Source organism: Parapedobacter sp. SGR-10, assembly GCF_011030405.1.
In the GTDB taxonomy this organism is placed as follows: domain Bacteria; phylum Bacteroidota; class Bacteroidia; order Sphingobacteriales; family Sphingobacteriaceae; genus Sphingobacterium.
In genome coordinates, this window is the sequence record NZ_JAAJTJ010000008.1 from 1 (window position 1) to 15,696 (window position 15,696).

Below are 15,696 nucleotides of genomic sequence, written 5' to 3' on the forward strand. Positions count from 1 at the left end.
TTATACTTTTTTAAATATGGTATTAATTAATCCATATCTGGTATCTATTACTATCATATCTACTTGATTTTAATCAGATTTTCATTCGCAAAGTCTATATACCGGAGCCAGTCGAACAATAGAATATTATGTTTCCCTGTCCGGATATGATAGCGAACAGTCTCTCCGACAGAAGTATCGGTGGCAGGCATATCCACTACCCCCAAACCTTTTTTATGAAAAAGACTATAGACCGGTTCGGCATTTTTGGCACTGAGAAACTCTCCTCGGGGATCTGCCCAGAGGTCTTCGGTAGCACTAGCCACGTACAAAGGCCGTGGCGCGATTAATGCCAACAGCATATGTTGATCCACCGGAAGTGCTGTCGCGTTGTTATTGTACGTTTTATACCTGTCCACAAACCAATGCGGAAAATTCGTATTGATCCGGTTAATGGTTTCACCAAACCACCTTCTGGACAAAGCTGCGCCACCTTCTCCCGAATTGTTGGAGATCACAGCGGCAAATCTCGTATCGTTTGCTCCTGCCCATAGAGCAGCCTTACCCAAACGTGAATGTCCGGTCACGATAACCTGTTTTTTATTTACCTGCTGATCTGTTTCCAAATAATCCATCATTCTGCTCAACCCCCACGCCCAGGCACTGATTGCACTCCACTCTTGGGGTTGGATCGCCAATGTTTCTTTTAAAGTCGTTCTTATTCCTGTTTTCCATCCCTCGGGATAATCCAGTTCAAGATCACCGTAATAAGCCGATGCCACTCCAAAACCTCTACCGATCAACGTATCTATCTCCCATCTTTCGGCCTGCTCTCCACGGATAAGCTGCTGTTCCTTTGCTTTTGTATATTTCAGCAGCTCAGGATGCTTCTCGGATAGCATGATCGCACTATCGCCATCAATGCTTTGGTTTCCTTTGAAGTTCAGACCGATAAATACCGGCACAGGCTTTGTGACTTTCGCCGGCAGATACAAAATCATATCCATATAGGGCTGCTTTTTCTCTTTGGTAAAGTATATCCTTACCTGTTTGGATATTGCCCTTCCCGACAGGGCATGCCTGTCTATTTTAAGCGTTTCAAAATGAATGTTTGACCTTTTTTTAGGAAACTTTCCATATACATTATCTTCAAAAAGCTTTATGATTTCAGTTCTCCGCTTTTTCCAGTCTTTATTTCCCGAAACCAATCTACCGGAAGACAGCTCCAGCACAGCAGGCAGGGTATATGCCCCGACCTTGGATTCATCGTAATTGAATTCCTCCTGCGCCTGCAAAAGCGGCCCCCAACACAACAATAAGACTGTAAGACAAAAACTTATTTTGGCTATACCGCCCATATTCAAACCCATTGCTTTTTTGTAATTCCTCATATTTCAATCTTGCGTATACCAGGTGTCAAATGTATGGTTTTTCCTTCCCACTCGAACACCCCGGAAAGATTATCCGGCAATTCGATGGTACCCGATACACCTTTCTTTCCTTTTCTCTTCAAATTCATTTTTATCGCACCATAAGGATGCGGCATACTTGCTTCTATGTGTGTCAATGTCCCTAGATGCGGCGCGATACGTACTGTCTTAAATCCGGGAGATGCAGGTTTGATCCCACTCACTAGAGACAGGAAGTCATAATTTGGCGCGGCACTCCAGGCATGACAGTCGGACCTTGTCGGTTCTGGCCTTTCTGCACAGGTCGTCAGTCCGTTCTTCAACATTTCCTCCCAGGGATACAAATGTTGTAAGTAATCTTCTGACATACCTGCTTTCTCCAGGGCTCTATGTAAATAAAACCTAAAATAATAGGTACTGGAAACGATATCCTGGGCAGCTAACAAGTTCTTCATGACCTGTTGGGGCTGCTGTCTGTTATCAAACGCTCCGGCCAATAGTCCCATGATATTGGCATGCTGGCTGAATGCTATTTTGGCAGGGGTATCGGCCAATAAGCCTTTCTCTGCACTCCAACAAAGTGCATAGGTTTTCTCCATTAGGCTTTTTGCCTGGTTTTCATATTTTGCAGCCAGCTCGGGCTCGCCAAAATTTCTAAACAATTGTGCTGCCATTTGCAGGGTATAAGCATACTGTAAACTGATGATAGCGGAATGTCCGTCCATACCTCCGGGCGGTACTCCTCCCAACGGCTTGACAGGGTTCCACTTTCCAAAAGACCAATCCACAAAATTCCACCAGTCCATTGGCCCAAGTATGCCTGTATGGTCAACCTGTCGCTCGTACCATGCCAAGACATTTTTCACACCGCCCAACTGCTCTTTTACAAAGGATTCGTCGTCTCTATGCATCCAGAAATCATGAATCATAGCGACCCAAAACAAAGAAAACGTAGGAATGACCTGAGGCTGTGAGGATGGATAACGGCTCTGTGTAAGCCCATCCGGCAACAGAGAATGCCTAAACTGTTCGATTGCATTCCTTACCAAACGGTCATCACCCGAAACATAGAGCGAAATAAGTGCCTGTATACGGGTATCACCCAGATATTGAAGCTGTTCGTAATACGGACAGTCGTAATAAATTTCTCCGGCACATAGACGGGCTGTACGCCAGCCCATATCCCAAATAGAAGAAAGTGTTGGATTATCGCTCCGGAAATAACCTTTTTCTTCCAGTGGATACGCTCTGAAATAAGCATGTATATCATTCAGCATCAATGGAGAGTCCGCGGTCTCAATACGAAGCTCCATGTAGCGGTATGTACGATACCAAAGTGGTTGGAAAACACGGTCATCACCACCATCAGGTTTGAAAATATCATGGTAATCGCTGTCCATGACCTTGCCCTGCACATCGTTGCGGTTGCCTTTATTGCCTTCCTGATCGACAAGCGCTTCGGCATAGCCGATAGTTATTTTAGCCCCTTTGCCTCCACTTACTTTAAGCACAGGGTAAGCTGTCGTCAATACAACATTATCCAGCAATATCTTGACTTTTTGATGGGCCGGAATCTGAACAGGAGATTTTCCACTTAGAAAATCATTGCTGACTACAATATTTTCTGTTCTTTCTACCTCCGCGATGCGTTGGAACCTATGTTCCATAAACGGAATATTGCGCGGCACCAGCATCCGATCCCACTGAGGAAATTTTCCGCGCGGGAATCCTGCTCCGACAGACCTGGGTTTGAGCCATGTGCTGTCATCAAACGTTGTTCCTTCCCAGCCAAATGGATACAGAGCGGCATCTACTTCATCACCTGCACCTACTACAGATCGGGTTGGCCGTTTTGAAGGCACCTGGTAAGCTTCATTTTTATATACCTTCCAATTGTTGCCTGTATTGACAATCTGTTCGGATGCTGTGTTCCCCTGCAAAATAAAAGCCGTCTGATGTGACATTTGTGCCAAAGGTGTGAATTCTCCAAAATTCCATACCACGGCCGCCAATACATTTTTGCCCTCGGTCAAGTGTTCGGCGATGTCTATGGTTTCAAAACGCCAATTGGCCAAATCTCCACGTGCGGGACCATTACAGACTTCCACCCCGTTTACAAACAGGCGGTAACGCTGATCGCCCGATACGTTCACGACAAAGCTGCCGGGCTTGTCTTTCAGATCAAATACCCTTCTGAAATGAAAAACACCGTAGTCCTTCAAGGATGTCCCGGGGCAGCTTATCCATGACGCCTGCCACCTACCTTGCAGCCAGACCGAATCCGGTAAAGCCTGCTTGCCAAACTGTGCGGAAAGAGCGCCCACCTTGAAAATAAATATCACTAACCAAATATATCTCATCCTCTCTATTATTGATCAAAAAGCTCCCAATCATCGGTACGGAAAGGAGATGCAGGCAGATCGGCATTATTGACCAAATTGGCATCTTCTGCACTATTTGCCCAAGCATAGCGGACAGCGACCGGATTTTTCATACCATCGGCATGCACAATGACACCATTTCCGTCTTTGTCTACGACAGCTTGTGCCGGAATGAATTTCCTGTCCTCTCCGGCTATCACAAAACCTTGTAATTTCTGTCCTTTACGCAGCTTCAATCCTTCCGCTACTTCATCAAAATGCACAAATGCTTGTCCTTTTTCAAAACGGACTGATTTGAACAACGGACCGCTTCTTACTATATCTTTAAATCCGTAAACATCATGCAAAGCAAGCCTCGACAGACGTAAGCCTATTTCCTGTTTTAAAAAGGGATGAATATTCTGAGGATTTCCCAGCTCCATCGTAATAGCCATACCGGTATATGGCACCTTTTGGAGCGTCAGCCGTTGTGCTTCCCGTATTGCCGGCCATGCATTGGGAATGTCCGCACCCGACTGTCCACCGTCATAATTGGGGAGCTGTACAAAGTAGAAAGGCATTTCAGGATCCTTCCAAGCTTCGCGCCAGGAATGGATAAGCATGGGGAAAAGGGTATGGTACTGTGTGGCTCGATTGGCATTGCTCTCCCCCTGATACCAGAGTACTCCTTGAATCCCATAAGGTACATGGGGATAAATCATCCCATTGAATAATATTCCCGGCGCCTTGTGCTGACCGGGTGCAAATTGTCCTGCGATTACTTTTTTTCGCTCACGTAACGCTTCGCCCGCAGCTTCGTAATCCTGTATAAGGGGCAATGTCGCTGCATCATGGCGCATCGCATCCCGTCGCACCCAACTTTCGGCACCGGTTCCTCCCCAATATGAGCAGATGATCCCAACGGGTACTTTAAGCCTGTTTCTCAACTCACTGGCAAAACTATAGGCTACAGCCGAAGAGGTTTCGAAATCAGCATCATCTGTACCTATCCATTTTCCTCCACTGTTGAAAAGGGGGTCTTCTGACGGCCATCCGGGTTGCATAAATACACGTATACCCTGATCCTGCCTGACACCGTATTGCTTCCCAACATCCGACTGCCAGATACGCATTTCCATGTTGGATTGTCCCGAAGCCAACCATACTTCACCCACAGCAACATTGTTTAAGATGACATTTGACTTTCCATTGGTGACAATCATTTGTGTCGATTCCATGGCAGCCAATGGTCCGATCAATGTATTCCATTTTCCGACAGCATCTGCATTTGCTATATATTTTTTACCTGCAATCGATACGGTAACATCCGTATTCGAATCTGCATAGCCCCATACCAGGATCTTTTTGTCCCGCTGCAATACCATCCCGGGCTTAAATAATGGAGCAAGTCTCAAAGCGTTCGAAACATTGACTTCCGGAACGATTTTGACCGCATAATCCAGAAACTCTACGTCTGCTCCTTCATTATATATTCCTGCAATTCCCATCCCAAACAAAGGCATCGTATTGACTATTGTTTTTTCAAACAGTATTTTGCCGTCCTGTGCATTGATCAGCCTCACGACCCAGGGGCGCCAGTCTTTACGATCCAAATTAGGCTCTATGACTACCCTGTAAGTTCCGCCAGGTACAAGTACATTTCCAATCGGCGTATTCATATGTACCCTAAAATAACCATATTCCCATACACCAGCTTGTAAATTCGTGACATTATTATTGGTAAATAAACGAATCAGACCAAATCTGGAATGATCTTTTGCATTGAGTGCAACGCCAAACATGTATCTCCCTGTAGCTTGCTCTCCCATTCTAAAATCCATGCTGACCTGTTCCCATAGCGTGTCTTCCCGCATATCCTTGCGGACGATGAGCGCATTGGAACCTCCCTTAGAAGTATTAACCCAGTTTCTGTCCAATGTTTTCCATAACGAGCCGAACAAGATCTTTTCCACTTGCTGTGCGTACGATACGGAGCAAGGGAGCAACAACAGCATCAAACACATTTTAAAGACATAGACTGATTTTATTTTTTCCATACTTATCATCGTTATCAACATCTATTTATATACAGCTCTCAAGCTCAGGTTTTTGATCCGTACAGCCGCATCGAATATGCCAGGCACCTCCCAACCAAAATTCATTCCCGTAACTCTCAGATCATCAAGTGTTGAATTTTTGAATATATCTTTTTTTTGCACGGTTTCTACAGCCTGTATAATATATGGCAAGAGGTCTACATTTCCTCTGTGCCATTGGTGATCGTTAAAACTGACATCACCCCAAAAATCCTTCGGAGGTATATTGTACATATAGCTACTTGTCCCTTTATCTTTTCGAAGATTATCCTGATGTTTTAACTCCGGATATCTATAATCAAAAGAATGAATGCCCAACCAGATCTTTTGGCCATAGTCTGCTGATTGCTTATTATCGTTTCTCACCACAAAATATAACGGGGTATGGGCCGTGTGCAATCTCGGATTGAAAGTACCTTCTTCCATTTTATTTTCACATTTCTCCAATTTGACCTCAACAGTGAATAGCAACTTCTCTAATTCCCCTATAACCGTAAATTTTTTAGGAAAATCCTGTGCAATCAACAAATGCGGCCAATGCTCTCCTTTTCCTCTGGGAGAGTCCCATTCCCTACTGGTCTTTATTTCAAGCAACAATGCATTGTCTCTGGACACAGAAACCTTTTTTCCCTCATTTTCATACACCACATTTCCATCCGCATCCGTGGCAGGAACTGTCTTTTCCAACGAATATTTGCTATGCCATTGATGCAGGCGCCATGCGGGCGCGGCGGTATTTTTATCAAACCGCAATGTATCCCTAAAAGTCCTGGCAAAGCCTCCCCCTTTGCGTACACTATCAGGATCCAGGGGAGAGAGCATTAATCCGTGTTGAAAGGCCGGATCCCGGATAATCTCTCGGGTCTTATTCTGTGCATATAAACTACCGAAGACACTTGAAAAAAGACACAAAAAGCATGTAGATACGCAAAATAATGTAATATATGTATTGCTGAGTCTCATTTATTTCCTAATTATTTACTCTTTTTAGACTTAAATTTCTGATCTGAAAGGCTGCATCAAATGTACCGGGGACTTCCCAACCGATACCTACCCTATCAATGATAAGGTCATGGAGTGAGGAATTAAGAAAAATACCCTTTTCCTTTAACAGTTCCAAAACCCGCATGATATGTGGTACTAAATCTGTTTGACCACGATGCCACTGTTTGTCATGCAGATTGACGTTTCCCCAGAATTCACGAGGAGGGATGTCATACATATAGCTTTTTGTTCCTCTATCCAAGCCGCCTAAGTGTTCTCTATCTCTCAGTTCGACATGCCTGTAATCAAAGGAAGGGATACCAAACCATATTTTTTGCCCATAATCCTCCGATTTACGATTGTTGTTTCTGATCATAAAGAACAAAGGTGTATGAGCAGTATGCAGATTACGATCAAATGTTCCTTCCTCCATTTTATTTTCGCATTTCTCCAATTTGATCTCCATCGAAAACAGCAACTGTTTCAGTTCTCCTACAACCGGAGGCCTCTTTTCAAACATCTGTGTGACCAATAGGTGAGGCCAATGTTCCGACTTTACCCGCGGAGCTGTGTACGCCTCGCTGGCATTCACTTCCAGCCACAATACCCCCTCCGGACTAAGGCCGACTTTCTTGGTCTTGTCTGCATAAAAAATACTGCCGTCACCACGATATTCGGGCTTGGTGTCCTCCAAAGAATATCTACTGTGCCACTGTGACAGGCGCCATACCGGTCTCGGTGCCGGCTTGAAGAATGCCAAAGTGTCCCGGTAGGTTTTTGCAAAGCCACCTCCCTGCTGTACGGTCTTTGGATCTAATGGGGTCAGCATCAGCCCTCCTTGAAACGATGTGTCTTCTATCAATTCTACTGGTCTCTTTTGTGCCGAGACGCCATCGATATGGCATAAAAAGAACAATAAATACAATATGCTCGTAAATGCCACTTTTATACTTGTTATTTTACAGGTTGTCATTGTTGCTGTTTATTGCAATACACCCCTCTCTAATCCCTCAATTCTGCTTTTATACTGTAATTCTTAAAACGCACCGAAGCATCGAATATACCCGGCACTTCCCAGCCTATCGTAGATTGTGCCAAATAAAAATCATCCATATCCGCTCCTTCCATTAACGCGCCCTCCTGTGTGGCCACCGCATAGCCCTCCAATATCATCGGCAGGAGATTTTTTCGGATACTGTGCCATTTCCCATCTTTTAAGGTTCCATCCCAGATTTCATCGGCATCAGGCCCGTACATCAGCATACCGGTCACCACTTCCTTTCCTCCGGTATCATATCGGTTGAGTCCTTTTGGAAAATCATACCTGTAATCATATACAGGCAATTGAAAGGTGAAGTATTTTCCATACAACGGAGATTCTCTGTTTCTATTCTGGATAATCAAATTAATAACGATATGGGCTGTATGCAAGGATGGATCCATAGCGTCTCCCATATAATTGTGGCAATACTCCCGTATAGCATCCAAAGAAAAGAAAATACTGTTGCATTTGGCAATCGGTATTTCTACCGCAGGGTAAATCGCTTGTGTGAGATATAGATGCGGCCAGGACTCACCTTGTTTTCTGACCGTACTCCCATATTCATATTTACCCCTCAGCTCCAATTTGAAAGAACCATCGGGATTAAGCGCTAAGGTTTTGGCCGCATTGATGTAGGCTCTGTCTCCATTGGGTGAGATTTCGAGCGCACTATTGCTCAAAGAAAGCTTAGATGCCCACTGCGCTACGGTCCATACAGGAGAAACTTCTCCGTAGCCAAAATCCAAGATAGCATCCTGTACCAACGCTCCCTCGGCAGGTTTATATAGCAAGGCACCATTTTCAAACCCCGGATCCCTGAACCCTTCGACGACATTTTCCGGATTTTCCGGATTGAACGTTTCCAGATTGGAACTAAGATCTACACCTTTATCGTGCGTAACATCTTCGGTATAATGCTTTGTATTGGAAATCTGTACAGGGATGCCCTTCGTACAGGACATTACGGTCAGAGAGAAAAGAATAACACCAAGTCCCGCATACATATTTCTTATGTTTTTATAGTTCTTCATCACTTGTTTTTTTATAAATTATTAATCACCCGGCGTAGTGGATTCTATCTTGAAGTCATTATAATATCCACCGAGACCACTCGTCGCATAAAAGCCGGCATATCCACCATTAAAATTACTGTTCGCATCGACGTGGGAACCGGAATAAATTTCCTGACCGTTTATATCCGATACACGTACCGTAAATGTGTAAGGAGCCGTAGCGGTCACTTCTAAATGATAAAAATTCTGACCCGGCAAACGACTCTGGTAAGCGGTACTATTTAGCCCCGCAACCCCTGCGGATCCATTGACTATACGTACCAGCTGCAAATTGCCATTTCCGCTGATCCGCAAAGCATAATGATTCTTATCGTCCTGCACATGAAACGCTATACCTACCCATCCACTTGAAACTGTAGATTTTGCATACACCCATCCGGACACCACAAAATCATTATTGGCATCGATCTGCGTTTTGACAGATCTATTCACCAATGTAATATTGGTTCCAGTCGTATTTTCCAACACGCCATTTCCTTCAAAATCACTTATTTTCCATTGTCCACTCACGATACTCCAGTTTCTGTCAATGCCAATCGGTGGGTTGGCTGTAGCCCAATTGTCCATAGGCACACGCTCGAAGTCATCTTCAAACAGGAAACGTGGGTCTACCAAAAAATTGATCGGCGCTGAGCTTTTGCCGTCACGAACAATAGTAACAGGCACCAGCCCATCCTCCAATCCTTCGGGGATCCTAAACCATACGCTTGTAAAGGATACACGTTCTACCTGGGCTTCGACACCTCCGACCAGCACTTTGGTTTTTCTGATATCGGATGCCAGATCTGATGCCTCCAATGCTTCCGAAAGATAATTGCCTTCGGCAACTACCGGCGTACCCACAGGCCCCTGCATGATGCTCATGGCATTCAATTGAGGCTCGGGGTATGGTAAGATGTTAAACTCCTGTGGAGAGCTGGCATAGTTGTCTCCTCCCGTCCTGACCTGAATAGCTCCCTTGACATCCTGCTTGCGGGGTACCTCTACTTTAAGCTGGGTAGGAGAAGCCTCTATGACCTTACCCAAAAGATTGCCGGGAAAAATGACAACTGTGGTTCTTGCCGTCTTAAAACCACTCCCTTCGATCACAATAGTTTCACCAGGAAGTACACTCTCCGGATGGACTGCTGTTATCGTGATCGGAGAAAGCTCCGGAAAATTATCCTTGTTCATACAAGAATAACTCAACACCAACCACATAGAGCAAAAAATATTGAATTTCATACCTATATTTTTAAAAGTTTTCATATTATTCTTTTTTTAGAAAAAGACACGTTGTTCATTCCATTAATAGCGTGGATTTTGATCCCCTAAACTCGGTGCTAAGTCAAACTCTGTTCTCGGAACAGGAAACCATATCCTATAGGAACCCCAATTTTCCTGCAATATAGGCGCGACTATATTCCAATACGACGCATTTCTATCCATAGCTGCAATGACACTGCCCAGTTTTCCAAACCGTATCAGATCGATCCTGCGCCAATTTTCAAAGCACAGCTCCCTGGAACGCTCATCCAACAGCTCTTCGATAAAATCAGATTTATAATAAGCTGCGGTCAGTCCATCTAATTCGGTTCCTGAAGAGGTTATTCTTTGCCTCACCTGCTTTAGATACTCCCTGGCTTCTGTCTCATCGCTATTCGCATAATAGAGCGCTTCGGCATGCAACAACAAGATATCTGCATAACGTAATAGGGAGACATCTCCCGAAGACCTGGACAAGCTAATCTGTTTCTCTGCCGGATCCATCATCCTGTATTTAGCCACGCAATAAAACTGTGTCTGTAATGCGTTTGCAGTCCCATGGCTGATCGTACGCGGAAGATAATAGGTCACACCTTCTACCACTTCTGTAGTCGAAGATGTGTTCATAGCCAATGACAGATTTTGGTCGAGTCTACTATCCGATAAATCGTATTTATGGTATATCTCCGCTGTGGGACGAAAAAGCCCTTGACTTCCACCCATAGAGTTGGTATTGCCCTGCACAGCTTGAAAATAGAGCCAGACATGATAATTACCGGATGTAGAATTGGTGCTCGACAGTGACGAAAACAACGATTCATCCCGTTTAAAACTATTGGTAGTTTCGTAAAACAAATAGGAATATTTATCGATAAGCGTATACTCACTGAAGTTAATAATATCCGTGGTCAGGGTCAACGCTTCCTGGTACATAGCATTCTCATCCACCCAGTCAAAACTATTCAGTGCAAAATTCAAGTCTGCTCCTACCGAAAACTTTTTACAGCTGCCCAGATAGGTGTACACTTTGGCCAGAAAGCCCGCGGCAGACCATTTATTGGCCCGACCTGTTATCGCTGCCCGATGGGGTAGCACCTCATAGGCAAACTTGAAGTCTTCTATGATCTGTGCATACACTTTTTCCAATGGCTGACGTGGTAGAGCAGGGTCGTGCTCCAGAGTAAGGTGTATAGGGACACCCCCATACATCATCGCAAGGTACATATAGTACAGACCTCTCAAAAAACGCGCTTCTCCGATTACCTCCTCTTTTCTTTTCTCACTCATTTCTACAGCAGCAATCTTATCGACAATGTAGTTGGCCCGATTTATCCCTGCATACAGATAAAACCAATTGTACCGTATCTTTTCATTCTGACTGGTATAGCTCAACAGACCGAAGGGAGAATACTGATTATTTAATCCTTCTCTCGTGATCAACTCGTCCGTACCGGCGCTCAACATGATAGGCATCACGATGTGAAATGTTGCACCTTGACCTCCGGCCCCCTCTACAGCGTCTACATTGATCATACTATAACAGCCCGTCAAGGCCAATTCGATCTCTGCCGCAGTTTTATAAAAATTTTTCCCGGTCGTAAATGAATATGGTTCCGTATCCAGCACCTTGGTACAAGCCGACAGCAATAGCACCCATACCCATATGACAAATAATTTAAATATCTTCATTGCTCTATTTATTTATAATGAAACATTCAATCCCAACATAATCGTCCTGCTACGAGGGTAAGAGATCCGATCAAACCCCGGCAGCAATGCCTGTCCGGAGCTTATTTCCGGATCGTATCCTGTATATTTTGTCCAAGTGTACAGATTCGAACCTGTCAGATAGACACGTGCTCCTTGTATTGTCTTCCCTTTGAATACCGACTTTGGTATCTGATAACCAATACCTACATTCCTGAGTCGTAGCCAGGAAGCGTCTTCAACGTAATAAGACGAAGCAACTTGAGAGGTTTCATTTCTATCCGCATAGGTTCCGTATTCGTTTGTGGGATTTTCCGGTGTCCAGCGATTGTACCAAAAATCCTTTGTAATATTCATATAGGTCGACAGCACACCACCTTCCAATCTATACCTTGACTCATTGAATATCTGATTGCCATAAGACCAGTCAAACAGGAAGTTCAGATCGAAATTCTTATATCTTACCGTATTGTTTATTCCCCCAAAAAACTTCGGAAAACTTTGGCTGATCGGAGTCCTGTCATTATCCAGATCAATGAATCCATCTCCATTAAGGTCCTTAAACTTAAATGAACCCGGCTTCACATTGATCCCGGTGACTGATGCTATACCGGGCTTTAGCACATAGTTGCGATCCGCCAACGGAATAGTAGGATCACTCATATTCTGCCAGGTAAAATCATCGATCTGGTACACCCCGTCAAAGACATATCCATACGCATTCCCGATAGCATGGCCATCGATCACCCTACCCACTTCCTGAATCCATCCGCCTCCGATCGACACCGGAATGAATCCGACATTACCCATATACTTGACTGTATTTTTATTACTGCTGATATTAAAATTCGTTGACCAATCAAAGTTCTTGGACTTCACATTCTGAGAAGTAATCTGAAGTTCTACCCCTTCATTATCAACGCGCCCCAGATTTTGCCATTGCCGTAAGAAGCCCGTTGTAGACGGTATATATGCCGGCAAAAGCATGTCTCTGGTTTGCTTTTTATAATAGTCTATCGTCATAGAAAGCCTGCTCTTCAACATGCTAAAATCCAAACCTGCATTATATTGTATAGTGGTTTCCCATTTCAAATCCAGATTTTCCTTACTGCTCGGAGCTAAGCCCAGCTGTCCGTTGTAGAAAGAGTTTTCCATCGCATCCAGATAGCGGAAAGACGGAATACGCTCATTACCGGTCTCCCCATAGCTCAGCCTCAGTTTCATATCGTTGAATAAGGTCTGGTCTTTCATAAACCGTTCCTGCGAAATCCGCCACGCGTAAGCAAAGGACGGGAAGTATCCGAATCTGTTATCCGGACCAAATTTATCTGAACCGTCCGCTCTAAACGTCGCTGTAAAAAGGTGTTTATTGAGCAAGGTATAATTTACGCGGCCAAAATAAGATAATCTATTATTGCCGTCCCTATCTGATTGAATACGCTGTACGATATTTCCCTTACCAATATCATCTACCCCTGTCGATTCGTCAGCAAAATTGGTATTCCTCACAGAGAAACTTTCGTAATTGTACTTCGAACGTTCAAAAGCAAGCATGGCATTGAGTCGCGAAGTCTTTCCAAACCGTTTGTTATAAATCAGCTGATTCGTGTTTGTCCAGGAATAAGCCCGTCGTTCCTGCACATCGGCTCTACCATTCTCCATATAGCCCCAAGTTGTCGAGCTCTCGTAGAATTCTTTCCCTTTTGAACTGGACAGATACCCTCCTAAAGACACCCGAAAGGATAGATCTTTGGTAATTTTGTAGTCGGCATACGTATTGAGATTGGCTCTCATGGTAGGTGTCAATCTGTAAGCATCATCTATCATAGTCAGCGGGCTTCTATAGCTAGTTTCTACATCCCAGCTAGGAATATATACTTCCAAAGGTCTGGATATCAATAGATTTTGCACTATCCCATTAAAAATACCTATACCTCCACCACTCTGCGTGGCACCCATCAATTCAGTATAAGCTGTATTCATATTGATGCCCAGCTTGAGCCTGTCCTGCTGATGATCGACGCGCAGACGCATGGTGTAGCGCTGATAATCGTTGTTTCTGATGATACCTTCCTGATCATAATATCCAAGCCCTCCGGAAAAAGTCGTATTCTTTGTACCACCACTCATAGACACAGCGTGATTTTGGGAGATCCCAACGCGCAGCATTTCTTTTTGCCAGTCGTGCTGTGGAAAGCTATAAGGATCTCTGGGATCATCCAACTGATTATATATACCATCACCGTTTGTATCCCGAAAGAATAAGGGAGAATTTGGAAGTACATCAGCCCGAAAATCGATATATTCATCGGCACTGAGAACGTTCATTTTCTTTGCGATAGAGTTTACACCCAACTGACCATCATATTCAATTTTGAATCGTCCCTCTTTTCCCGATTTGGTCGTGATGATGACAACACCGTTTGCCCCTCTGGATCCATATACCGCCGTAGCTGATGCGTCTTTCAAAACATCAATGGATTCTATATCCGAAGGATTGAGCGAAGCGAGCGGATTGGATGCCTGCCCGTTACCTACGCTTGCCTGCGCAACCTCGCCTGTATTTTCGTCATAAGGTACTCCATCGATTACAAACAAAGGACTCGTTGCACCATAAATGGTGTTGGCGCCTCGTATAGACATATTTACAGCAGCGCCCGGTTCGCCCGAAGATGAAGAAATCTGTACCCCCGCCAATTTACCTTGCATAGCTTCCTGAAAAGACAGCACCTTACTACTTGCAATATCTTCCTCTTGAATACTCGCAACCGATCCTGTCAGATCCCCTCTTTTCACTTCTCCATAACCGACCACAACCACTTCGTTCAATGTAGCGTTTTCCTCGATCAGCTTGATATTGATCACCGACCTCTCGCCAACCTTTATTTCCTGTGTAGCAAAGCCCAAATAGCGAAACACCAATACCGATTCTTTATTCGGCACAGTGATTTTATACATTCCATTTGCTTCGGACACGGCATTAGCCTTACCATATTTGACACTTATGCTGACACCTGCCAAAGGTTCATTTTCCCCATTGACCACTCTCCCCACAATGGTCAGGGAAGGTTGGAGCACGACATTATCGTTTCCGATAGACTCTGCTACATGGGGTATCAATGTGGGGACGACATTGCCCGCTGTGGCTTGTATGTCAACAGACAGCACCAATAGTATAGCCAGCTTCACAGCTAACCAAGTTTGGTTTCTAAAGTAGTTACTGACAACAAAACGAACATACAAAATATATCTTTTCATAATTCATTGATTTATTTAATTACAAACAGGTTAAAATTCTAAAAATAAAAAAACACAAAACGCAAAAACCATACTGCAACAAATATTTTCACATAACTCAAAAATCTATTTTGTTATCTTGAAAATAAGATTATTTAGTGCTTTTTAGTTTATCGTAATCTCGTGTAAAGCATTTTACACTTTCTCCACCGTTTACAAATTGATGTATTCAAATGTAAAAAGACCAGCCTACTTATCCATCCTGCTATGTCCTGCTCAACTATGCTAATACCTCAAATCCATGATATATGTTAAGGCTCCCTCTAACCAACGGCATAGCCCATATAACTACTTAGCTTGACAAACCTACCATCGACAGTTATCCTGTGCACATATCTTTTAAGTTTTGATAGCTTTGGTTGGCATTACAAATGTCTTTTTCATCTTAGCACGACTGATTTTATATATCTCTACAACGCAACTATCGTAGGCGAGAGATTAGCGAAATCTAGATATACTGAGTATAGTGTCAAGATCAGAAGACTATCCATAAATGAGGGACAA

Annotated in this window: 9 protein-coding genes; all 9 read right to left on the reverse strand. The window is 43.9% G+C overall.

The genetic code is table 11. From position 1 onward, the window contains the following. Nucleotides 1–59: 59 nt before the first annotated feature. Nucleotides 60–1,370, reverse strand: coding sequence for an acetylxylan esterase (locus G5B00_RS07930; protein WP_205966354.1), 1,311 nt, complete (start codon nt 1,368–1,370; stop codon nt 60–62). Next, on the reverse strand, nt 1,367–3,748 hold the full coding sequence (locus G5B00_RS07935; RefSeq protein WP_163873159.1) for an alpha-L-rhamnosidase C-terminal domain-containing protein: 2,382 nt from the start codon (nt 3,746–3,748) through the stop codon (nt 1,367–1,369). Before G5B00_RS07935 ends, G5B00_RS07930 begins: the two co-directional genes overlap by 4 nt. Nucleotides 3,749–3,756: 8 nt before the next feature. Beyond that, the gene (locus tag G5B00_RS07940) at nt 3,757–5,805 is read right to left on the reverse strand and encodes a sialate O-acetylesterase (protein ID WP_163873162.1); all 2,049 of its coding nucleotides are present in this window, start codon (nt 5,803–5,805) and stop codon (nt 3,757–3,759) included. Nucleotides 5,806–5,826: 21 nt separating this feature from the next. Further along, nucleotides 5,827–6,666: a hypothetical protein gene (locus G5B00_RS07945; RefSeq protein WP_205966355.1), complete on the reverse strand. Its 840-nt coding sequence runs from the start codon at nt 6,664–6,666 to the stop codon at nt 5,827–5,829. 148 nt (nt 6,667–6,814) lie between these two features. Then, on the reverse strand, nt 6,815–7,801 hold the full coding sequence (locus G5B00_RS07950; RefSeq protein ID WP_163873168.1) for a hypothetical protein: 987 nt from the start codon (nt 7,799–7,801) through the stop codon (nt 6,815–6,817). 29 nt (nt 7,802–7,830) lie between these two features. Beyond that, nucleotides 7,831–8,901, reverse strand: a complete 1,071-nt coding sequence (locus G5B00_RS07955) for a hypothetical protein (protein WP_163873171.1) — start codon at nt 8,899–8,901, stop codon at nt 7,831–7,833. 21 nt (nt 8,902–8,922) lie between these two features. Further along, entirely contained in the window at nt 8,923–10,191 is a 1,269-nt protein-coding gene (locus G5B00_RS07960; RefSeq protein WP_163873174.1) for an IPT/TIG domain-containing protein, read from the reverse strand. Between the two features lie 39 nt (nt 10,192–10,230). Beyond that, a complete protein-coding gene (locus tag G5B00_RS07965) occupies nt 10,231–11,877 on the reverse strand; it encodes a RagB/SusD family nutrient uptake outer membrane protein (RefSeq protein WP_163873177.1) in 1,647 nt (548 codons plus the stop codon). A 12-nt stretch (nt 11,878–11,889) separates the two neighbouring features. Further along, the gene (locus G5B00_RS07970; protein ID WP_163873179.1) at nt 11,890–15,153 is read right to left on the reverse strand and encodes a SusC/RagA family TonB-linked outer membrane protein; all 3,264 of its coding nucleotides are present in this window, start codon (nt 15,151–15,153) and stop codon (nt 11,890–11,892) included. Between the last annotated feature and the right edge of the window lie 543 nt (nt 15,154–15,696).

What these genes read in the sequence shown, in the direction of transcription:
- G5B00_RS07930 (WP_205966354.1), bottom strand. Translation starts at nt 1,370, where the DNA reads ATGAGGAATTACAAAAAAGCAATGGGTTTGAATATGGGCGGTATAGCC.
- G5B00_RS07935 (WP_163873159.1), bottom strand. Translation starts at nt 3,748, where the DNA reads ATGAGATATATTTGGTTAGTGATATTTATTTTCAAGGTGGGCGCTCTT.
- G5B00_RS07940 (WP_163873162.1), bottom strand. Translation starts at nt 5,805, where the DNA reads ATGGAAAAAATAAAATCAGTCTATGTCTTTAAAATGTGTTTGATGCTG.
- G5B00_RS07945 (WP_205966355.1), bottom strand. Translation starts at nt 6,666, where the DNA reads ATGCTCTCTCCCCTGGATCCTGATAGTGTACGCAAAGGGGGAGGCTTT.
- G5B00_RS07950 (WP_163873168.1), bottom strand. Translation starts at nt 7,801, where the DNA reads ATGACAACCTGTAAAATAACAAGTATAAAAGTGGCATTTACGAGCATA.
- G5B00_RS07955 (WP_163873171.1), bottom strand. Translation starts at nt 8,901, where the DNA reads ATGAAGAACTATAAAAACATAAGAAATATGTATGCGGGACTTGGTGTT.
- G5B00_RS07960 (WP_163873174.1), bottom strand. Translation starts at nt 10,191, where the DNA reads ATGAAAACTTTTAAAAATATAGGTATGAAATTCAATATTTTTTGCTCT.
- G5B00_RS07965 (WP_163873177.1), bottom strand. Translation starts at nt 11,877, where the DNA reads ATGAAGATATTTAAATTATTTGTCATATGGGTATGGGTGCTATTGCTG.
- G5B00_RS07970 (WP_163873179.1), bottom strand. Translation starts at nt 15,153, where the DNA reads ATGAAAAGATATATTTTGTATGTTCGTTTTGTTGTCAGTAACTACTTT.